Genomic DNA, 20,363 nt, shown 5'->3' on the forward strand with positions numbered 1-20,363 from the left:
ATTAAAAAGAAATTAGATAACCAACTCCTAAGATAAATCGACTGCCGTCGCCTGCTTTACCAGTAATATCGGTGACGGCGGGTGTAATAACTAAAGGAAGATTCTGGAAGGGGACGACTGATAATCCAACGGTTAAATCTTGACCCGTCCATTCTGCAATCGCACTCACAGGTTCCACTACCCGCACCGCAACGCTACCAAATACATCAATCGAATCTCTATCGTTTTGAATATCCAATTCGGAACGAAATTGTCCGCTACCAACCCCAACGGAAAGATACAGTTGACTAAAAGGTGTTTGTGTGCTTTCTTGCAAGCGAAACCGTTTCGTGACAACGCCGTAAGGACTCGTACCGCCATCGGTATTGCCCCAAGCGATCGCATTTTGCACCCCCACCGCAATGTTAAAATCCCCTGGCAACTGTCGGTGCAACTTAAAGCTAACCGTGCCATCAGCGCCAGGAGTTTCCAGTAAGTCAGTCACGATGACGCCCACATCTAAACCCACCCATTGTCGTGCATCGCCCAATCCGAACCCAATGCCAAACACCCCATCGGCAGAATTGGTAAACCGAGTGCGAGTTTGCCAACCCAAACCCACGCTAGCGCTACCCCAAGATTTGCCATAAGCTGAAGGATTAATCATGGTAATGCCGGGATTAGCCCAATATCCAGGTTGTCTCTGGTTTCCTAACCGTAGCAAAGGCAAGTTTTGCGGTTGAAAAGGCACTTCCCCAGGTGTAGAAGGTTGAGGCTGTAAACTGGGAGCAACACCAGGTGCATCGGGATTTTCTACAACTTCGGTTGGGAATTGGGAATTGGGAATTGGGAATTGGGAATTGGTAATTGGTAATTCTCCTCTGCTCCAGGAGTCACCAAAAGGGGCGGGTTTAGTTAAATAGTCTGTTTTAGTTGTAAGGTTAGAGGTATTACCCACACCGTAATTGCTCCCCTGCTCCCCTGCTCCCCTGCTCACCTGCTCACCTGCCCAAGATGCGCCGATCTCCTCTTCTTGTGCAAGGCAAGTTGCGGGAGTCGCGACGACTAAAATTTTGATTACAATTAAGGCGACTAACTTTGAGATAAAATTAGTCTTTGTTGCACGAACCACTGATAACCCCCAAAAATTGGCACGCATTTTGCCGCCATCCTAGAATAATAGAAAAAACCCGATCTCAGAGCGAATGGTAAACAGATGGGCTGACAAACAACTGAAAAACTGGGAAGCTGCACTAATTTCTCTGGAAGCAGGTTGGCATCAGTTTAACCAGGCTACCAGAGGATTACCAGATGCGCTGGATGCGGGAATGCCCATTTCATCGGTAGAGAAGACTTACCCGCTCAATTGGGATAAAGTCTGGGAAGCGATCGCATCTAACCAAATTCGCGGGCCTCAATCTTACCAGCTGTGGGAATGGTGGTTTCAAGGACAGACGCTCAAGCACCGCTTACAGCAACTGCGAATCTTAACCCAAGACTACATCGAAGAAACTCACCATTGGGCCCGCCAAGCAACCGAATTTTGGCTAGGTTTCGACCAAGGCAAAACGGGATGTCGTACCTCTTATATTGAGAATACCCATAAACCATTAGTCGTCACCCCACCAACTCCCTACCAAAAAGGCGAAATCTTAGGTTGGCATTACGCAACGGTTAAACAGCAAGTTCAAGAACGACTCGAGTGTTGTAGTCTGGATACCTGCCAACTATTTACTTGGGGTTAACAACAGCGATCAAACCTACTCCTACAGATGGTGTATATCCGTTGAGCTATTATTAAGGTAAATAGCTGTTGCTATTTGTAGGTCGTCAGGAGGAGAAGAATTATGTCTAAATTACATGCTGTCCGGGTCGTTTTGGCGATCGCACCGTTCGTAGTAGGCACTTCAGTGCCCGTTCGTAGTAGGCACTTCAGTGCCGTCCTCCACAACGGACACAAGGCACAGAGATTCTAGTTCGACCTTCCATCTTCCTGGAATGAAACTAAAAGTTCCTCTGTGCTACTTGTGCAAAACAATTAGCACTCATTGAGGAAATACAAGTGAATTTAGATTCTTTAGGCTGGAACGATTTTTTTGCTTCCAGTTTTGCATCCTATCGTCTGCAAGGATTTACGGTAGGAAGAGTAGCAATTGAATGCAGAAACAGTTACGTTCTCTATAGCGAAGCTGGAGAACTAACAGCAGAAATTACAGGCAAAATGCGGCATCGATCCTCGCAACCAGAAGATTTTCCAGCCGTCGGAGATTGGGTAGTAATTCGCACGCTTAATTCAGAAGCACGAGCCACAATTCACGCCATTTTACCCAGAAAGAGCAAGTTTTCCCGCAAAACCATCGGTGCTAAAACCGAAGAGCAAATCGTTGCTGCCAATGTTGATACTGTTTTCTTAGTTTCAGGATTGGATGGTGACTTTAACAAGAGAAGAATAGAACGCTATCTAATTCTGGCTTGGGAAAGCGGTGCGAGTCCAGCGATCGTTTTAAACAAAGCAGACTTGTGCAATAACATTGAACAACGCATCGCGGAAGTTTCTTCTGTTGCGCTAGGCGTGCCAATTATTGTCTTAAGTGCTGCTAATAATCAAGGATTGGATGCTCTTAAACCTTACCTTCAATCGGGCAAAACGGTTGCTTTAATCGGTTCTTCTGGTGTTGGCAAGTCTACGATCGCCAATCAATTGCTACCAGAAGCAACTCAAGCAGTTCAACCCGTGCGCCAAAGCGACGATCGAGGCAGGCATACAACCTCCCATCGCGAGTTAATTTTACTGCCAACGGGCGGTTTGATTGTAGATACCCCAGGAATGCGGGAACTTCAAATTTGGGCAGGTGATGAAGGTTTGCAAGAAACCTTTGCAGACATTGAAACTCTAGTCCACCAGTGTCGCTTCCGCAATTGTCAGCACGATAGCGAACCTGGTTGTGCAGTGCAGCAAGCTTTGGCAGAAGGGAAACTCGATTATTCCAGGTTTTTGAGTTACCAAAAACTGCAAAAAGAACTCAAACATCTGGCGCGAAAACAAGATCAACGAGAATATTTAGCGGAGAAAGAGCGATGGAAGAAGATTAATAAAGCAATGCGAAAGCAAGATAAGCATCGATTAGATATGGGGTAAAAGGCGATCGCTTTGGAAAACCTAACCCCCCAACCCCCTTCCCTGCGAGGGAAGGGGGAGCCGGAAAGGAAAGGGAGCCGGAAAGGAAAGGAAAGCCCCTCCCCGCTTCGGGGAGGGGTTGGGGAGGGGTCAGAGCGATCAATTTATCTAATCTTTTCAGGACTTACGCAACTGGCATATTTTTTCTGTAGGGTGCGTGACGCTGCGAGAATATTTGAACGTAGCAATGAGACTTGTAGCGTCACGCACCAACCACCAATTGTGACACGCAGCTTTAGTCCTGTCTTTTGTAAGGTGAGTTAAGGCAAACGAAACCAACTTTCCTAAGACTAATTAGTTGGAATTAATTAGGGTTGTTTAACCTCATAGTCAGTTAACTCTTTAGCTCTTTTCACAAACTTGTCGTCAAACGTATATATTGCCGAACAATTCTGACTTGGCGCTAGATGCAAGGCATCCGCAAAATCTAAACCATTCTCATGCCATTGCAGAACTTGTGCCATTAAGCTGGCGTTAGAAATCTGGACATTACAGCGGCTTGCAGCCGCGTGAGGGAAAGCGTTATCGCGCTCGTTTGTCAAGCGCGCACCCTTAAGGGTGCGCGCTTGACAAACTCAGGTGTACCTCATTCGAGTGCAATCCGCTATAGGTAAACCAAAAAGATTCCTGAATGCTTGGCAAATCTCGGCTGGTTTAAATTTGTAAGCAAAACGCAGTACCCATTCAGTTTCAAGAATTACGGTGTCTGGAATAAATATGTCTTGTTCCTGAAACAGTTTGAGACTTTTATTATATTGTTTTTCATCGTCTTGTGTCAGAAGCCTTACAACAATATTTGTATCAACTGCAATCATCCGATTGTTCTTCTACACCCTGACGAATGGCGTCTTCTAACTCATCGAGACTTTTAGGATTGCCTCGATATTTCAAGCATCCTGCCACATTTTCTAAGGTAGTTTCCCGAAAGGGTTTTTTGGGTTTTAAGAGAATACCATCACCCATGTCAATTGCGATTAGTTCTTGGCCTGCTTCCCAGCGATGAGCATCTCGCAAAGCTTTGGGAATAATGACTTGACCAGTATTTGATAATTGAGTTACTTCCATTGAAAAAGCGTTTCGATCTGTAATAAAGTTGCCATAATTTTAGCATGGTAAAATATAACGCAGCCTCACTCCTCCAAGTCTACCTGCTTAACTACCTCCAAAGGAAGCTCTAACACTTCGGCAATTTGCTCGTCACTTAAGCCAAACTGCCTTAATTTCTCCACTTGTTCAATCTGAGTTTGATTCTTGCTTTGCTGTTGTAAGTCAGACGTTACAGGCTGACTTTTATCTGGAGTAGGATTGGGGCTATCTGAATTATTAATGATGCAGCCAGAACCAAGTATGTTACTATTAACGTTACTATCAGCAAAAATAATATTCTGATTTGATTGCCGTTCTAAAATAGATTGAAGATGCTTTTTATCAACCGTTTCGCCAAAAATCTCAGATAACATTCGCCACAATTCGTAACCGACTTCTTTACTATGATTAGTTGTACAATTATACTTTTCGGCAATGTCTTTGTACTTTTGCCGCTTCAGTGTTCCCTCAATAATTCCCCGTTGCAAATCACTTAAACGTTTGCCTGTCTTGGCGTAGACAACTTCGTCTACAAATTGTAACACTTTGCTAATGTCCATCAGTAGGGAGCTGAGAAGACTGACGTTATTATACCTGACTTAATCCGTCCTTACCCGCCTTGACTCCCAATTTTAGAAAAATTTTAGAAATGCCCGCCTTTTTCCGCCTTTTTCCGTCTTTTCAGGTTTTATGCGATCGCTCTATAATATGGAAAACTTTACCGTATATCGGACAATAAGTCAAGCTAATGAATCTGCTCAAATGCTTGCTGGACAAGGTATTAACCATGCCCTATGCCAAAAAAACTTAGGGTTTTCACCATAATTATCGGCAAATTTGGTTATTTGGGTTAATAGCTTAATTGAGAGTAAAAAAATAATGTAATTTTTATCAATAATTCTAAGTATTATTGTCATTGCTGCTATTTTTTACGCGATTCGTTTATCAATTAGAGTTGCGTTAGTTATTTTCGGTGTATTAATCTTATTAGCAACTTTTTCTCTAGCTATTTTTATGATTATTTGTCTGGTGTATTTAATAGTGTTATTTGTTTTTGATCCATTATTTAAATCCTGTTGCGAACATATTTGTTTGAGTAAAATGCACGTTTTCATAGGTATACCAATAATGGGTTTAATTATGCTATATTTAATTTTTATTTACGGCAAAACGCCACCTTTTAAGCTATATGGAACTGTGGCTATATTAGTTAACAATTCTACGGTAATTTATGCCATTATACTTTTAGACAAAGTTTTCAATCCAAACACATCAAATGCTAATGCAACAATTTTTCGCGGTTTAAATGTAGCTTCACTATTATATATTTTTCTAAGTTCAATTAATATATTAACATTCCTATTTTACGGTTATGACAAGTTAATAGCAATACTTTTTCCCAAGCCAGAAGGAGAACAAAGTGTCACTCAAATATTGACCAAGAGGAAGTCGAAAGTGTCCAGAGTCCCTGAGTGGATTTTGCACTGGCATTCGATTTTTGGAGGTAGTATAGGAGCGCTTTTCGCTCAGAAACTTTTTCACCATAAAACAAAGAGTGAAAAATTTCAACCAGTCTATACTAATACTTTATTAGTTCAAGTGGGTTTACTCATCGCTATATTTACCACGCTACACTTGTTATAAATTCTAATTTTTGCCTGGGGTTGTTTTAGATTTAACTAAGGTTTCGAGTTAATAATAAGCTTTACGAGGAGTAGCTTAAAATGAATGTGTTTATTTCGTTTGTTATTGGGATAATTTTTGGTAGTTCTGTTACTTATTTGACTCTTCAAAAAACACAGCGGCAAAAGATAGCTAAACTGGAGCGAATCCTTAGTAGATATGAGAGGGATCGCCAAGTTATGCAACCCGCTAGTGAAGAAAGTATAGACTTTGAGACTTTAAAAAGTAATTTTGTACAGTAAAATAAAATATTAATTATTATATTGTATAGCAGAAAAATAAAAGATTTTTTGAGAAGCAAAGGTATTCAAATTAAAACTGTTGCATTTGAACAATAAGGAGATGAAAACTTGAACAATACCGCAATTTTTATGGGCAATCGATACAGCCGAATCAAGAAATTTTATGAAAAAGTAAAAGCTAGCATGAACTCTGGAAAATCATTTACAATAAACTTGAGAAATGATACGCAAGAGCAAATTTCAAATATATGTCAACTTGCAAACGATCTATATAAGATAGCATTTTTAGAAGAATATAAATATCAAAAATACCCTAGATTTATTTTATACGCACGCCCAAGTAGGATGCCAAAATGTCTTAACTTTTTATCGGGTCAGTGGTTAGAACGTTTTGTTAAAGAGCAAGTCATACAGTTAGTACAATCTATAAATCCGCAGTTGCGATATTCATATCTTCTAAATCCACAGATAATCTTGCCTAATGGAAATGATTTTGATCTAGATGTTATCTTCAAAATCGAAGAAGATATTTTCTGGTTTGAGGCGAAGACAGGAGAATACCAGAGATATGTTGAGAAGTATTCTAAAATGTCATCAATCTTAAACTTGGACAAAGAACATTCCTACATGATACTAACTGATGTGTCAGAGAATTCAACAAAAGCTCTATCGAGTATCTTCAAAATGACAGTAGTAAACATAGAAGAATTTGCAGAACATCTTAAGCAATCTCTTGATAAATATGCATCAATTAGCACTAGCGATGAGCAGTGAGCGATCGCTCTCCCTCCAACCTGTCAGCGAACAAGACGCGCACCAATATCATTAACTGATATCATGTCCGGTCGATTACCCATAATCGGTAGCCGGGACACGGCACGATCAAAGTTATCTGTTTATCCGAGATCTCTATGATGCCGTGTCCCTACGCAACGACTCTGTGAGGTTTTTTTATTATGGGCGATTCAACGGACATCATATGACTACCAACCAGTAGAATTAAAACAGCCATTACCCGATTGCAACCTATGCTAAGAACCGTTGAAGGCATTTATCAGAATGGGCAAATCGAGCTTACTGAGCTACCGCAGAACATCAACTCGCGGGTGCAGGTTCTCGTCACGTTTCTTGAACCGGGCAAAGTCGATCCTGTTAAACTGCGCCAATTGATTGACCAACTAGAAACCATCGCAGGCATCCAGCAAGGCTTCGAGGAACTAGAACGCGGGGAAACGCGCCCGATTGGAGATTTTATTCAAGAAATGCAGCGGAAATATGACATTTCAGGTTGAAATTACTCCGATCGCAGAAGCCCAAATTGAACAAGCCTACAACTGGTATCGAGAGCGCAATCCCGAATTTGCCGATCGCTGGTTTCGCGGCTTGATGAATTCTATTGCAACACTGCAAGAAAAACCCCGGCGCTGTGCTTTAGCAGTCGAACACGAGATTTTTCCAGAAGAAGTCCGACAGCTACTTTATGGAAAATCTAAAAACATCTACCGAGTGCTGTTTACTATTCGAGATACTACGGTTTACGTGTTGTATGTGCGCCATAGTTCTCAAGCACCGCTGACTGTAGAGGAGCTAGAAGATGAAGTCTAAGATAAGCGAGGCAGAGCCTCTAAAACTTCGCTCCCAGGTTGAACCTGGGAGCTAGAAATACCACCTTTATTTCAAGTACGCAATTGTTACACCTGCACCGCCTTCTTTGTCTTCGGCGATGTTGAAACGCTCGACTTGTGGGTGTTGCTTTAAGAATTCGTGGACGCCTTCGCGCAGTTTTCCCGTACCTTTACCGTGTACGATCCACAAAACTCCTGCTTCGGTTGCTTGGGCGATCGCTCGCTCAATTTCGCTTTCTGAATCTGCAACTCTTCGCCCTCGAATATCGATTGTATTGCGAGAGGTGCGAATCGTGGGCACAGGTTGAGATTGGGATCCCCCCTTGCCCCCCTTATTAAGGGGGGTTTCTGTTGCAGCAGGTTTCGGTTTAACTGGCAAGTCGGGTTTTTGACCGTCTAATGATTCGATATCTTCTAAACCAACGGTCATTTTCATCATGCCAAAACGCACGCTCAACTGATTATTTTCATTCGGTTCGCTTAGGACTTCGGCAGTTTGTCCCAGGCGGGGAATGCGGATGCGATCGCCTACTTGCGGTTTAAACCCTGGTTTGGGTTTCGGTGGCGGCGGTGTATGTTTTTGGGCAATTTGATTGATCTCTTGGGTTGCTGCTTGAGCATCTTGCGCCGTCATCGAACCTTGTTGCAAGCGGCGGATGACCGCGCCTATTTCTGCTTTGGCGGCGGCGATCGCTTTTTGCACTTCTTGTTCTTGTTGCAGTCGCAATTGGGTTTCTCTTTCCTTTAATGCGGCAGCTTTTTGCGACACGTCTCGATGGAGGCGTTCTGCTTCTTTCAACAATTGCGCCGCTTCATCTGCTTTGCTTTCCTGACGGCGACGTTGCGCTTCTAACCCGGCGATCACTTGGTTCACGTCTTCCGACGCACCACCTACATAGGTTTGAGCGAGTTCGACTACTTCGGGTTTTAGTCCCAAACGTCGCGCAATCGTGAGAGCATTGGAACGTCCGGGAATTCCCCACAGTAACCGATAAGTCGGCGACAGACTAACATCGTCAAATTCTACCGAGGCGTTTTCAAATCGCTCATCTTCATATTTCAGCGCTTTGAGTTCGCCAAAGTGCGTCGTAGCAATCGTCAGCAAAGCATTATCTGCGAGGTATTGTAGGAGAGCGATCGCTAACGCACTTCCTTCTGCCGGATCTGTTCCCGCTCCCACTTCATCCAACAATACCAGAGCAGATGAGCGAGATGAGGAAGTAATTTCTTCTCCATCTTCCCCATCTTCATTCCCCGCGTCCCCGCCTCCCCGCCTCCCCGCGTCCTCTTCCCCGATAGCATTCAAAATCCGACTAATCCGGCGAATGTGACCGGAAAATGTAGAAAGACTCTGCTCTAACGATTGTTCGTCTCCAATATCTGCCAAAATTTGCTCAAACCACGGCAATTCTACTGGCTCGCGCGCTGGTACGAACAATCCCACCTTCGCCATCAATGCTGCCAAACCTAGCGTTTTCAGGGTAACCGTTTTACCGCCCGTGTTGGGTCCTGTTATCGTTACTACTCGTATCTGCGGCTGTATCAATAAATCTACTGGTATGACTGCATGACCTTGTTCGTGCTGTTGTTGCCATACCAGGAGGGGGTGACGCAACTGACGCAGAGTAATACTATTGTCGATTTGGTTTCTACCTCTGCTCCCCTGCTCCTCTGCTCCCCTGCTGTCTATCTCGCTACCAAAATCAATAAACCGAGGCGGATTTGCGCCTAGCCAGAAACTGTAACGGGCTTTGGCGGTGGCAAGATCTAAAGTAGTAGCGATCGCGAGCAATCTTTCCAAGTCAGATTGAACTGCTGCGACTTGTTCGCTCAAATTCTGGCGGATCGCTTCTTCTTCAGTTTGCTGTTGGCGCAACAGCTGGCGCATCTGGTTTCCTAAAGAAACGATCTGATTCGGTTCGATGTAGAGGGTAGCGCCGCTGCTGGAGGTATCGTGAACAATGCCGGGAATCGCGTCTTTTTGGGGTGCTTTAACCGGGATAACAAAGCGATCGCCCCGTTGAGTAATCACCTGTTCCTGCACTGCATTCGAGTGGCGCTGCATAATACTTTGCAGTCGCTGATAAATTTGATCGCGACAAGAGCGGATTTGATTGCGAATTCCGGCGAGTTTGGCACTCGCTCGATCTGCGACTTCGCCCCTATCATCGATGCAGCGGTGAATTTCTTGTTCTATTTCCGGATACGTCCGCAATTCTGCCACCAGCGAGTTCAGAACCGGCAAATCTTCCTGAGCATCGATGACGCGCCGCAATTGCCTAGTTCCGGCTAAAGTTGTGGCGATCGCCAACAGTTCGTTTCCGGATAATATACCCCCAATTCCTGCCCGCAACAGCGACTCGCCGATATCTTGGATGCCTTCAAACGACAACCCGGTGGCGAGGCGACTTTCTAGCAGGTATACTTCTTTAGTTTGAGCTAACAGATGTATACTTTCAGACTGAGTAGCTGGGATTTGCAGATTGCGAGATGCGATCGCTCCTAATTTTGTGGCAGCAAAGGTAGCTAGATGCTGACACAGGCGCGACCATTCTAGAAGTTCTAAAGTCTCGGATTGAATCAAAGCTGGTGGTTAATTGCTAATTGCTAATTGCTAATTGTTAATTGCTAATTGCTAATTGCTTGACTGTTAGCCATTAGCCATTAGCTATTAGCTGGTTCGTAAAGATACTCGAAACCGTTCCCGTCGAGGTCGCGACCGTAGAAGGAGGCGGTTCCGTCGCGATGTTCGTGGATATGGGTAACTTTAATGCCAGAGGTTTTCAGCTGTTCGTAGGCGGCTTCCATTTCCGCGCGATCGCTGAACACAAAGCCAAAATGCGGCCCCGCTTGGTCGTATCCCGGACTTAACAGCGCCAATCCGTCATCCCCTGCTTTGAGGTAAGCCCAGTCCGCATCTTTCCAGACTAGCTCCATCCCCAAGTTTTGGTAAAACTCAGCTGCTTTCTCAATATCTTGGACGCAGATGGCAACGTGACCCAGTCGTTTCAGCTTCATTGTCAAAAATCTATTGTTTCTCCCTATTTTTTATTGTAGCTAATTCTGAGTTCCTCTTCCGCCAGACGGATGGGGCGATCCCCCTGGGTGCGTTCGCGCAGCTTGTGCGTCAGCACGTATCGCGGGTGGTTTTTCGGTTTTCTCCAGGACTTACGCCAAGAAACTAAGGTGATACGCAAAATCCTTGGGAAAGGAAACGAGCGATATGCCGACCGCACGCGCAAGGGACGACGGTCTTCACCTTTGTTTCTGGCAACGCCCTTGCCTAAGTCCTGTTCTTGTATCCAGGACTACTCTGGCAGAAACGATACGACCGACATCCAGGGGCTGCTTACTCTCTCTTTCTGCCGATAGAAGTTAGAGTAAACAGCAATCGTTACTGTAAATAATTAACACAACCAAACCAATCTTCAATACTTCCCAATTTTAAACTTTCCGGTCAACTATTCGCCATTCCTGGCGATAAAAACCGGATCCTTCTCAAACAAAAATAAATTAAGAAGCAGTATGATTTCTGCGACAAATATACTTGAGCAGAAACAGCCGAAAACTTGGCTAAAAAAGCTGTAAAGTTAGAATCAATCCATAGTTTTGTCAAATCCTCCAGTTGTAGGAGTAAATTACTCATCTGTGCAATACCCTTGTTTGGCGTTAATCTGTATCCTTAGTCACATATTTCAGTCGCAACATATTATACTCTTAAGAATTCGATCGCTCGCAACGGGTAGATTTAAGCAGATTCAGCCATCATACTTTACATAATTAATCGTATTTGAGCAGGTAAGGGATTATGACCCTTACCCTTGTTCTCCAGGCGGTCGCCTGGGAACGCCCATAACTTAAAACGGAGAGGGAGGGATTCGAACCCTCGGATGGGTCTTACGAGTCCATCAACAGATTAGCAATCTGCCGCTTTCGACCACTCAGCCACCTCTCCAGGGTGACGAAAATATATTGTAGCAGAACTTTCGTTTAAACGGAAGTCCGAAGGGGAGCAAATTCGGTTTAAGAGGCGCTACTGCCAAACTGCCTATCTTTACAACCAGCAAAAGTTCTCCCGTTGAACGAGAATCCGTGCAACGGGAGAACTTTCAATGACTGGAACAGTTTGTTAATCTGAGTGCTGACGCAACGAGTTAGGCAGATCCGAATCAAACTCCTGTCAGCCAATGGGACACTTGGGATTTTCGCGGTTTGTCCAATCAGCCAATCGTGATGTCCGAGATTTCCCCCCCATAACTTGCCCCTGTCCTACCCTGTGCCGTGGCAAGTCTATCCCCGGTAGTTAGATCCCTGGGGATTCTTTGCATATTTTGTTTTCTCCTGGTACAATTACCTAACACGCACACTCGTTGGTCTAAAGGTTATGATTTTCGTTCCAAGACCGTGCTTAGCATTATTGGCGATCGCATCTGTGATCCCATAAGCTGACCCAATCGCAGTTGCGACCCTTGTCCAACAATCGGCTAGAGAAATCAGTTACGGAACGAAACGGATTGGAGTATGGACAATGAGAACTTATCTGTCTCGCCTTCAGGTTCGTCATCGGTTTCCATCCGGGAACGGCGTGCAACTATTGCAGCCAACAGCAATCATCCTTAAGTCTCATATCAGGGAGCAATAAATTCTCTCCCTTAGCTGATGCGCCTTCTTTCTGCTGCGCTTTACTCTAGAAAATGAAAATTTGTGAAAGTTCCCTGGGCAGAAGAGGCAGCACAGTAAAATCCGTCCTCCAATTCGCTCCAGCTGTCGTTTAACTCAACAAACCTATGGTCACAACAAGCAAAAAGCACATTGCCTTGATTTCCGTCCACGGCGATCCAGCGATTGAAATCGGTAAGGAAGAAGCAGGCGGACAAAACGTATATGTGCGTCAGGTAGGGGAAGCCCTGGCAAAGCAAGGATGGCATGTTGATATGTTTACACGCAAAGCCAGTCCCGACCAACCAGACATTGTTGCACACAGCCCCAATTGCCGCACAATTCGCTTAACTGCTGGTCCGGTGGAATTTATTCCCCGGGACAATCTTTTTGAGTATTTGCCAACGTTTGTGGCACAAATTCTCAAGTTTCAGCAGGAATCGGGGGTTAGTTATCCTTTGGTACACACGAACTACTGGCTGTCCTCTTGGGTGGGGATGCAGCTGAAAAAAATTCAAGGCAGCAAGCAGGTTCATACCTACCACTCCTTGGGTGCGGTGAAGTACCAGTCGGTAACCACAATTCCCCTGATTGCCGCAACCCGGTTAGCGACGGAAAAGGCGGTATTGGAAACAGCAAATCGGATTGTCGCTACCAGTCCCCAGGAAAAAGAACACATGCGGACGATGGTTTCCACCAAAGGCAATATCGATATCATTCCCTGCGGTACTGATGTGCGTCGGTATGGTTCGATTGCACGTCAAGAGGCGCACACCAAACTGGGTATCGACCCGGATGCCAAGGTGGTGCTATACGTAGGACGCTTTGACTACCGCAAAGGAATTGAAACCTTGGTGCGTGCTGTCAATCTTTCCCAACTGCGTTCTGATATCCATCTGATTATCGGCGGCGGTTCTCGTCCCGGTCAAAGCGATGGCATTGAGCGCGATCGCATCGAGGGTATTGTCAACGAGTTGGGTATGCGTCAGTTCACCAGCTTCCCCGGACGCATCGGCGAACAAGAATTACCGTACTATTACGGTGCTGCCGATGTGTGCGTTGTTCCCAGTCACTACGAACCTTTTGGCTTAGTAGCAATCGAAGCAATGGCAAGCGGCATCCCCGTCGTCGCTAGCGATGTGGGCGGCCTTCAATTCACCGTTGTGTCGAAAGAAACTGGCTTACTCTGTCCGCCCCAGGATGAAGTCTCGTTTGCCGCTGCAATCGACTCGATTCTCTCTAACCCCGAATGGCGAAGTCTTTTGGGTCAGAATGCCCGCAAGCGGGTAGAAAAAATGTTCAGCTGGGATGGCGTTGCTGCCCAACTGAGCGAACTCTACACCGAATTGCTCGCCCTTCCGGCTGAAGTCGCATAAAAAAACTCGCTCAAGTTGGCGCTTGAACAAGTTTTAATTCCATCGGGACGGGTTATCCTATACAAGCTGTTTCCCCACAGTCATACGGATCTAACCCGCCCCTATTTCCAAAAATTTTTTCTGGAGGCGAGACAACCAAATCTACTCATGGTAAATTTGGCATCGCTCATTTATTAGTCTTTCCACAGAAAAATGCAATCAACTACTGGCGCTACTCTCCCCATGTTGACAAAGGAGAGTTGAGCGCCTTTTGTTTAACATTGATTCTTAGTTAGACTCATGTAGGATAGCATATCAAACGATATCTATCAAAGACCCATAGATAGATTTAGGGCAGGTGGGCAGGTGGGATTTTGAAGAGGACGCGGTGACAAGGGAGAGCGGTGACGCAAAGAAAAAATTGATTGTAGGGGCACGGCAGGAGAAAACCTTCTCGTTGAGGGCAGGTGCTGATTGATGTTCCCTACCAGGATCGTTGACACGATGGAAAACGTCTATAATTCCGATGCAGACGGATTCGGTATCACCTGCACTGAGCCAGCCAAAATTGATTGTAGGGGCACGGCAGGAGAAAACCTTCTCGTTAAGGGCAGGCGCTGATTGATGCCGTGCCCCTACCAGGATCGTTGACACCATACCTGCTCACCTGCTCACGGCGACGCGGGGTAGGCGATGCTTGAATGAGCAGAGAATTTCCCAGGAAATGGTTCCTAAAGTGGCAGCCCAATCATCGGCTGAAATAAAATTATTGCCATCTTGTCCCAAGAGGGTAACTACCTCGCCCACTTGCAAGTCAGGAATCGCACTCCCATCGAGCATCAACTGATCCATCGTGATTGCTCCTATTTGGGGTATCATCTGACCTCGGATAGAGACTTTCATTTTTTGGGAAAGGTTGCGGGGGACGCCATCGGCGTAGCCAATGCCAACTACCGCCAGTAGCATTTCTCGATCGGCGATGAATTGATGACCGTAGCTAACGCCGGTTCCTGGGGGAATAATTTTTACTTGGGTAACCCGTGCTTTTACTTGTAAAACGGGTTTGAGGTCAATCGTTGGTTGCAGGTGGGGTGCTGGGTAAAGTCCGTATATACCCAAGCCTACCCGCACTAGATCGTAGTGTAATTGCGGAGCGGTGAAGGTGGCAGCGGAGTTGGCTAGGTGCAGGCGGGGTATATTTATTCCGGCGGCGCGCAGGTTGGCGATCGCCTTCTCAAACCGCTGCTGTTGCAGTTGCATCACCGTTGGGTCGGGACTATCGGCTGTTGCCAGGTGCGAATATATACTGGCAATTCGCAGGTGGGGACAGCGGGAAACAAGCTGTAAAAACTCTACCGCCTGCTGCCACAGCACGCCCAGACGCGACATGCCGGTATCTAATTTTACATGTACTCCTACGGATTGATGCAGGGAACTGAGAGTTTGTTCAAACACCCTCGCTTGTTGGGGGGAGACTAGGGTAGGTTGAAGCGAAAAATGAGCCAGCGCGCGAATTTGCTCTGGGGAATGAGTAGCCCCTAATATAAGAATAGGTGCATCAATGCCAGCTTTTCGCAGTTCGATGCCCTCGCCAATTGTTGCGACTCCCAGCCAAGTGGCACCATGTTGCAAGACAGTTTGGGCGACAGTCACAGCGCCATGACCGTAAGCATCCGCTTTCACCACCGCCATTAGTTGTGCATTCACCGATAGCAAACGCTTGACTTGTCGCACGTTATGGGCTAAAGCTGTTAAATCAATTTCCACCCAGGCGCGTTCGCGCAGCTCGTTTGAGCTAATCTCCTGTTGTAGAATATGCTCTCTGGCGCTGATGCTGTGAAGGGGTGAAATTTCTACTCGGTCGGTCTTTTTTGGCGGGGTATCCCGGTCGATAATACTTGAACTGACAGGGGTATTTAGATCGTCTAACATTGCGGTTCACTCCTCTATTTGCGCCCATTTTTGGCTGGTGTAGGGGCAAGCTTTAACTACAGATCTCAGATTTCGTTTTCTTAGTGACATGCAAGCCTTGTCTATCCCTACTTCCGATTAGCTGGATTAACCAGGCAGTTTATCGACATAGCGGTATTTACACAAGAGTAGGACTTACGCAAGGTCCTTGCCAGAAACCCGGTTTCGACCGTCGATCTCTGGTTCGGTTCCCACCAAAGATTTTTCATAGAAACCGGGAACTTGCGCGTAAGTCCTAAAGAGTAGAAGAGTTTAGATCCGCAATAGTACGCAAGTTTTCTGTGCAATTTTCGGACAAAATGATAAATAAAGCACGGTGGAAGAGCGATAAAACGGGTCTTGCAAGCACGAGGGGCCTTGAGATTTCATGAGTCTGCGACACAAAATAATAGTGGTAATAGGCGCGACAGTTGTCGGGTTGATTGGGGGTTTGTACGCAGCTTCATCAACGATTTTATCGCGCAGCATCCAGAAAGCAGAGGAACAGCATACCCGTCAAGTCGTTAAGGAAGTTTTGAGTATTTTCGCGCAAAACCAGCAAGACTTTAATTCCCGGTTTGTCGATTGGTCTGCTTGGGATAAAATATACAGCTTGATCGAAAATGGGAAGAAAGATGAGATCGAATCGCATCTGATAGGAGAAACCCTGGCTGGCCTAAAAGTTAACTTGGTATTGTACGTTGATCGCTCCGGTAAAATTGTCTTTGGCAGCGGGTTCGATCTGAAAAAGCGGCAAATTTCGCCCCTGCCAAAGGAGTTATACCAATTCCCCACTTCCTCCCATCAAGTGCAGAAAGCTGCTTCCCAGAATTCCTGGCAACGGCGTCTTTCTGCCAATCACCCGCTTTTGGTACATGCCAATTCAAGAATCTTGCTGGTGAAGCAAGGGATTTTGCAAATTACCTCCCACCCTATTTTGACCAGTAAAGCGACAGCGCCGATGGGAGGAACGGTGATTTTTGGGCGCTATTTAGACGCGCTGGCAATTAAAAGATTAACTCGAACTGTTGGTTCGGCGGTGACTATCTACCGGATGGATGATGACAAAATGCCCCCCGACTTGCAAGCAGTGGGAAAGGCTTTGGTAAATGAGAAATTGCAGAACCAGGGAAAAAGAGAATATGTCCAATACCCGATTTTAGTTCGTTCCCTGTCGGGGGGAGCGATCGCAGGCTATACGATTATCAACGACATCTACGGCAAACCAGCCCTATTGCTGCGGGTAGAAATCGAGGGAAACATTTACCAGCTTGGTCAAAGGAGCCAACGCTATTTGATCCTATCGGTTTTGGTGGCAATCCCGATCTTTGGTGGCGTTACCTTGTTGTTGGTGGAACGATTAGTTTTATTTCGGATAGCGCGTTTGAGTGCTGGCGTGAGTCGCATAAGTAAGTGTAGCAACCTTTCAGCGCGCTTATCGATGCCTGGGAACGATGAATTATCCGGCTTGGCGGAGGCGATTAATAGTATGCTGGCAGCATTGGAAGATTCCCAGCGCCAGCAACGGGAAAGCGAACAACGTTACCGCGCCGTCATCGAACAAAGTTCGGAAGGTATTTTTCTATTTGATGCCCAAACAGGACGCATTTTAGAAGCCAACACCGCCTTTCGGCAACTTTTGGGTTACTCTGACGATATTTTAAGCCTGACAATCTACGATTTTATTGCCTGCGATCGCCAAAGCATCCACCATAATATTCAACGTATCCTAGCCGAACAACACCTGTTGATCGGCGAGAAGCGCTACCGCCGTCGCGATGGTTCCTTATTGGAAGTAGAAGTATCTGCCAGCTTGATTTTATCCGGTGGCGAGCAAGTACTCTGTGCCGTTGTGCGCGACATTACCTCTCGCAAGCAAGTTGAACAAGCACTGCGACAAGCAGAAGCGAAATATCGCCAGATTTTTGAGAACGCCGCACAGGGAATGTACCAAAGTAGCGTTGACGGACGCTACATTAGCGCCAACACCGCCTTGGCTAAACTATACGGTTATCGCTGTGCCGAAGAACTGATGGCAAAGATTACCAACATCGGAGAGCAAGTTTACGTTGACCCCAACCGATATACTAAGTTTGTTGCTGCAATGCACAAATACGATACCGTGTCAAGGTTTGTATCGCAAGTTTATCGCGCGGATCGCAGCACGATTTGGATTTCAGAAACGGCGCGTGCAGTGTACGATAGCGAGGGTAACCTGCTTTATTATGAAGGCACGGTTGAAGATGTTACCGAGCGCAAGGTAGTAGCAGAAGCTTTGCGCTTTCAGCAGGAAGAATCCGAGCGCCTACTATTGAATATTTTGCCAGGGCCGATTGCCGCGCGGTTACAACTGGCAGAAGATACTATCGCGGACAGCTTTGCAGAGGTAAGCGTTTTGTTTGCCGATTTGGTTGGTTTTACGCAGATTTGCTCTGAAATTCCGCCAACGCAACTGGTTTCGCTGTTAAACGAGATTTTCTCAACCTTTGATAATTTAGCAGAACAGCATGGGTTGGAAAAAATCAAAACCATTGGGGATGCTTATATGGTAGCGGGAGGACTGCCGTTAACCCAAACGAATCACGCCGAAGCTGTCGCCGAAATGGCGTTGGATATGCTGGAAGCGATCGCTCAATTTACCACCAAACATGGTAAAGCTTTTAGCCTCCGCATCGGCATTAACACAGGTCCCGTGGTTGCCGGGGTAATTGGCATTAAAAGACTAATCTACGATTTGTGGGGCGATACTGTCAATATTGCCAGCCGCATGGAATCTCAAGGAATACCTGGGTGCATTCAGGTAACCGAGTCAACTTACGAGCGGTTGCGAGATAATTATATATTTGAGCAGCGAGGCGCGATTCAAGTCAAAGGTAAAGGCGAGATGACGACTTATCTGCTAATTGGGAAAAAAGTTCCTATTCTTGCCTCCTAGCTATTAGAACAAGAAATTCCCTTAGTTTAGCTGGGTTCAAACCCAATCAACCCTTTTGTGCTATTAACGTAAGTTGCTTAAAGAAACTAAGGTGATCGCAAAAATCCGGCGTTTGACACGGAGAAATCGCCGCAGAAACCCGGTTTCTGACGCCAAAGAAACCGGGTTTCTCGGAAAAATCGTGGGTTTGACGCCAAAGAAACCCGGTTTCTCGGAAAAATCCGGCGTTTGACAGCGAGAAATCGCCGCAGAAACCCGGTTTCTGACGCCAAAGAAACCGGGTTTCTCGGAAAAATCGTGGGTTTGACGCCAAAGAAACCCGGTTTCTCGGAAAAATCGTGCGTTTGACAGCGAGAAATCGCCGCAGAAACCGGGTTTCTGACTGCTGACGGCAAAACCCTGTTAATCCAATTACCAATTACCAATTACCAATTACCGCTGTCACAATTATTAACTAGCAACTTGAGTTATTATTCTCTCTTTTACCTTGCAAGTAAGGCAACTGGGGGGTTAGTTTTTGATTATACCCATTACCCATTACCCATGACCGATTACCCATGTTGTTTTACTTCAATCAACGATTAATTAGACGGTTTTCTATCATATTGGTGGCGATTGTACCGATGGCGATCGCGATTGCATTTTGGCAGCAAACATACCACAGGCAGGAACCCCAGATAGAAACCGCTGACAATAGGGTAACCCAAGTCAGTACGGTCAACGAACCGATCCAACCAATTGAGAGCGTGGTGCAACAGGATAAAACAAAGGTAGCACTGGGGGATACACTTTTCCACGAACCCCAACTATCCCATACAAATACTATTTCCTGTGCTAGTTGCCACAACTTGAGTACGGGTGGTGTAGATAGATTGGTGCGTTCAATTGGCGTTAATGGGGTAATAAATTCTGTTAATTCGCCTACTGTATTTAACAGCGGATTTAATTTTAGACAAGATTGGGATGGAGGGGCCGAGACTTTAGAAGAACATCTCGATAGTGCTATCAAAAACCCACAAAGAATGGCTTCGTCTTGGGCTGAAATTATCGGCAAGCTGAAGCGATCGCCCTATTATGTAAGAGTTTTTAACCAAATATATAAGGACGGAATTACATCCGACAACGTTATTGATGCGCTCGCAACGTTTGAGCGTTCGCTGATTACTCCTAATTCGCGCTTCGATAAATTTTTGCGCGGCGATGTTAGCGCCATTAATGAGGATGAAAAAGCCGGATATCGCCGGTTTAAAACTTATGGTTGTGTTTCCTGTCACCAGGGAGTGAATCTGGGGGGAAATCTGTTTCAAAAGTTTGGAATAATGGGGGATTATTTTACCGATCGCGGCAATATTACTCAAGCAGACTTCGGACGGTTTAACATTACTGGAAAGTCAGAAGATCGATATGTTTTTAAAGTTCCTAACCTGCGGAATATTACCCTGACTGCGCCATATTTACACGATGGTTCAGCCGCAACCCTCGAGTCAGCGATCGCGATTATGGCTAAATATCAATTGGGACGCGAGTTGTCAAAAGAAACAGTTGATTTGATCGTCAAGTTTCTGACAACTCTGACGGGGGAATATCAAGGGAAGCCGTTATGAAGTTATTTAATTTTATTCTAATATTCCTCATTTCGCTTGCCTTGTGTCTGTTCGTATTTCTGTTTAA

General features: G+C 45.6%; 19 protein-coding genes and 1 tRNA gene. 10 read left to right on the top strand and 10 right to left on the bottom strand.

Annotated elements, in window-relative coordinates:
- Position 1: 1 nt before the first annotated feature.
- On the bottom strand, positions 2-1,111 hold the full coding sequence (locus tag ACE1CM_RS13205; RefSeq protein WP_374877960.1) for a hypothetical protein: 1,110 nt from the start codon (positions 1,109-1,111) through the stop codon (positions 2-4).
- Positions 1,112-1,184: 73 nt separating this feature from the next.
- Here ACE1CM_RS13205 and ACE1CM_RS13210 point away from each other — a divergent pair, with 73 nt between their 5' ends.
- The 3 genes from ACE1CM_RS13210 to rsgA all read left to right on the top strand — a co-directional run bounded on the left by ACE1CM_RS13210 (position 1,185) and on the right by rsgA (position 3,118).
- A complete protein-coding gene (locus ACE1CM_RS13210; RefSeq protein WP_374877961.1) occupies positions 1,185-1,724 on the top strand; it encodes a hypothetical protein in 540 nt (179 codons plus the stop codon).
- A 102-nt stretch (positions 1,725-1,826) separates the two neighbouring features.
- On the top strand, positions 1,827-1,955 hold the full coding sequence (locus ACE1CM_RS13215; RefSeq protein WP_374877962.1) for a hypothetical protein: 129 nt from the start codon (positions 1,827-1,829) through the stop codon (positions 1,953-1,955).
- Positions 1,956-2,041: 86 nt separating this feature from the next.
- Complete coding sequence (gene rsgA / locus ACE1CM_RS13220) at positions 2,042-3,118, top strand: ribosome small subunit-dependent GTPase A (protein ID WP_374877963.1); 1,077 nt, start codon at positions 2,042-2,044, stop codon at positions 3,116-3,118.
- A 347-nt stretch (positions 3,119-3,465) separates the two neighbouring features.
- Here the strand turns inward: rsgA and ACE1CM_RS13225 are convergent, their stop codons facing one another.
- The 4 genes from ACE1CM_RS13225 to ACE1CM_RS13240 form a co-directional block, all read right to left on the bottom strand.
- Positions 3,466-3,699: a hypothetical protein gene (locus ACE1CM_RS13225; protein ID WP_374877964.1), complete on the bottom strand. Its 234-nt coding sequence runs from the start codon at positions 3,697-3,699 to the stop codon at positions 3,466-3,468.
- A gap of 33 nt (positions 3,700-3,732) precedes the next feature.
- A complete protein-coding gene (locus ACE1CM_RS13230) occupies positions 3,733-3,972 on the bottom strand; it encodes a type II toxin-antitoxin system VapC family toxin (RefSeq protein ID WP_374877965.1) in 240 nt (79 codons plus the stop codon).
- A complete protein-coding gene (locus tag ACE1CM_RS13235) occupies positions 3,959-4,222 on the bottom strand; it encodes an AbrB/MazE/SpoVT family DNA-binding domain-containing protein (protein WP_374877966.1) in 264 nt (87 codons plus the stop codon). The genes ACE1CM_RS13230 and ACE1CM_RS13235 overlap by 14 nt, the downstream gene beginning before the upstream one ends.
- 65 nt (positions 4,223-4,287) lie before the next feature.
- The gene (locus ACE1CM_RS13240; RefSeq protein WP_374877967.1) at positions 4,288-4,803 is read right to left on the bottom strand and encodes a hypothetical protein; all 516 of its coding nucleotides are present in this window, start codon (positions 4,801-4,803) and stop codon (positions 4,288-4,290) included.
- A 580-nt stretch (positions 4,804-5,383) separates the two neighbouring features.
- Here ACE1CM_RS13240 and ACE1CM_RS13245 point away from each other — a divergent pair.
- The 4 genes from ACE1CM_RS13245 (at position 5,384) to ACE1CM_RS13260 (ending at position 7,773) form a co-directional block, all read left to right on the top strand.
- A complete protein-coding gene (locus ACE1CM_RS13245) occupies positions 5,384-5,887 on the top strand; it encodes a DUF1294 domain-containing protein (RefSeq protein WP_374877968.1) in 504 nt (167 codons plus the stop codon).
- Positions 5,888-6,276: 389 nt separating this feature from the next.
- A complete protein-coding gene (locus ACE1CM_RS13250; RefSeq protein ID WP_374877969.1) occupies positions 6,277-6,942 on the top strand; it encodes a hypothetical protein in 666 nt (221 codons plus the stop codon).
- A gap of 254 nt (positions 6,943-7,196) precedes the next feature.
- The gene (locus tag ACE1CM_RS13255; protein ID WP_374877970.1) at positions 7,197-7,460 is read left to right on the top strand and encodes a hypothetical protein; all 264 of its coding nucleotides are present in this window, start codon (positions 7,197-7,199) and stop codon (positions 7,458-7,460) included.
- Positions 7,444-7,773 carry a type II toxin-antitoxin system RelE/ParE family toxin gene (locus ACE1CM_RS13260; RefSeq protein WP_374877971.1) on the top strand — a complete coding sequence of 110 codons (330 nt, stop codon included), beginning with the start codon at positions 7,444-7,446 and terminating at the stop codon, positions 7,771-7,773. The genes ACE1CM_RS13255 and ACE1CM_RS13260 overlap by 17 nt, the downstream gene beginning before the upstream one ends.
- 66 nt (positions 7,774-7,839) lie before the next feature.
- Here ACE1CM_RS13260 and ACE1CM_RS13265 read toward each other — a convergent pair whose 3' ends face one another.
- The 3 genes from ACE1CM_RS13265 to ACE1CM_RS13275 all read right to left on the bottom strand — a co-directional run bounded on the left by ACE1CM_RS13265 (position 7,840) and on the right by ACE1CM_RS13275 (position 11,748).
- Positions 7,840-10,377 carry an endonuclease MutS2 gene (locus ACE1CM_RS13265; RefSeq protein WP_374877972.1) on the bottom strand — a complete coding sequence of 846 codons (2,538 nt, stop codon included), beginning with the start codon at positions 10,375-10,377 and terminating at the stop codon, positions 7,840-7,842.
- 80 nt (positions 10,378-10,457) lie between these two features.
- Positions 10,458-10,811, bottom strand: coding sequence for a VOC family protein (locus tag ACE1CM_RS13270; RefSeq protein ID WP_374877973.1), 354 nt, complete (start codon positions 10,809-10,811; stop codon positions 10,458-10,460).
- 845 nt (positions 10,812-11,656) lie between these two features.
- Positions 11,657-11,748: transfer RNA gene (locus ACE1CM_RS13275), tRNA-Ser, on the bottom strand.
- Between the two features lie 832 nt (positions 11,749-12,580).
- On the opposite strand from ACE1CM_RS13275, the gene ACE1CM_RS13280 reads away from it, so the two are divergent.
- Complete coding sequence (locus ACE1CM_RS13280) at positions 12,581-13,828, top strand: glycosyltransferase family 4 protein (RefSeq protein ID WP_374877974.1); 1,248 nt, start codon at positions 12,581-12,583, stop codon at positions 13,826-13,828.
- A 642-nt stretch (positions 13,829-14,470) separates the two neighbouring features.
- Here ACE1CM_RS13280 and alr read toward each other — a convergent pair.
- Positions 14,471-15,739 carry an alanine racemase gene (alr, locus tag ACE1CM_RS13285; RefSeq protein WP_374877975.1) on the bottom strand — a complete coding sequence of 423 codons (1,269 nt, stop codon included), beginning with the start codon at positions 15,737-15,739 and terminating at the stop codon, positions 14,471-14,473.
- A 406-nt stretch (positions 15,740-16,145) separates the two neighbouring features.
- Between alr and ACE1CM_RS13290 the strand changes: the two genes are divergently transcribed.
- Entirely contained in the window at positions 16,146-18,692 is a 2,547-nt protein-coding gene (locus ACE1CM_RS13290; RefSeq protein WP_374877976.1) for an adenylate/guanylate cyclase domain-containing protein, read from the top strand.
- 46 nt (positions 18,693-18,738) lie between these two features.
- On the opposite strand, the gene ACE1CM_RS13295 is transcribed toward ACE1CM_RS13290, so the two are convergent.
- On the bottom strand, positions 18,739-19,110 hold the full coding sequence (locus ACE1CM_RS13295) for a hypothetical protein (protein WP_374877977.1): 372 nt from the start codon (positions 19,108-19,110) through the stop codon (positions 18,739-18,741).
- 139 nt (positions 19,111-19,249) lie between these two features.
- Here ACE1CM_RS13295 and ACE1CM_RS13300 point away from each other — a divergent pair, with 139 nt between their 5' ends.
- Positions 19,250-20,296 carry a cytochrome-c peroxidase gene (locus ACE1CM_RS13300; protein WP_374877978.1) on the top strand — a complete coding sequence of 349 codons (1,047 nt, stop codon included), beginning with the start codon at positions 19,250-19,252 and terminating at the stop codon, positions 20,294-20,296.
- Positions 20,297-20,363: the final 67 nt, after the last annotated feature.

Origin of the sequence: Microseira sp. BLCC-F43, from assembly GCF_041929235.1 — a bacterium.
GTDB lineage: Bacteria > Cyanobacteriota > Cyanobacteriia > Cyanobacteriales > Aerosakkonemataceae > Microseira.

Bases quoted from the DNA above. Each gene is read 5' to 3' on its own strand.
- ACE1CM_RS13245 (WP_374877968.1), top strand. From the start codon at position 5,384: ATGCTATATTTAATTTTTATTTACGGCAAAACGCCACCTTTTAAGCTA.
- ACE1CM_RS13230 (WP_374877965.1), bottom strand. From the start codon at position 3,972: ATGATTGCAGTTGATACAAATATTGTTGTAAGGCTTCTGACACAAGAC.
- ACE1CM_RS13270 (WP_374877973.1), bottom strand. From the start codon at position 10,811: ATGAAGCTGAAACGACTGGGTCACGTTGCCATCTGCGTCCAAGATATT.
- ACE1CM_RS13260 (WP_374877971.1), top strand. From the start codon at position 7,444: ATGACATTTCAGGTTGAAATTACTCCGATCGCAGAAGCCCAAATTGAA.
- ACE1CM_RS13240 (WP_374877967.1), bottom strand. From the start codon at position 4,803: ATGGACATTAGCAAAGTGTTACAATTTGTAGACGAAGTTGTCTACGCC.
- alr (WP_374877975.1), bottom strand. From the start codon at position 15,739: ATGTTAGACGATCTAAATACCCCTGTCAGTTCAAGTATTATCGACCGG.
- ACE1CM_RS13280 (WP_374877974.1), top strand. From the start codon at position 12,581: ATGGTCACAACAAGCAAAAAGCACATTGCCTTGATTTCCGTCCACGGC.
- ACE1CM_RS13300 (WP_374877978.1), top strand. From the start codon at position 19,250: ATGTTGTTTTACTTCAATCAACGATTAATTAGACGGTTTTCTATCATA.
- ACE1CM_RS13255 (WP_374877970.1), top strand. From the start codon at position 7,197: ATGCTAAGAACCGTTGAAGGCATTTATCAGAATGGGCAAATCGAGCTT.
- ACE1CM_RS13290 (WP_374877976.1), top strand. From the start codon at position 16,146: ATGAGTCTGCGACACAAAATAATAGTGGTAATAGGCGCGACAGTTGTC.
- ACE1CM_RS13235 (WP_374877966.1), bottom strand. From the start codon at position 4,222: ATGGAAGTAACTCAATTATCAAATACTGGTCAAGTCATTATTCCCAAA.
- ACE1CM_RS13210 (WP_374877961.1), top strand. From the start codon at position 1,185: ATGGTAAACAGATGGGCTGACAAACAACTGAAAAACTGGGAAGCTGCA.
- ACE1CM_RS13215 (WP_374877962.1), top strand. From the start codon at position 1,827: ATGTCTAAATTACATGCTGTCCGGGTCGTTTTGGCGATCGCACCGTTC.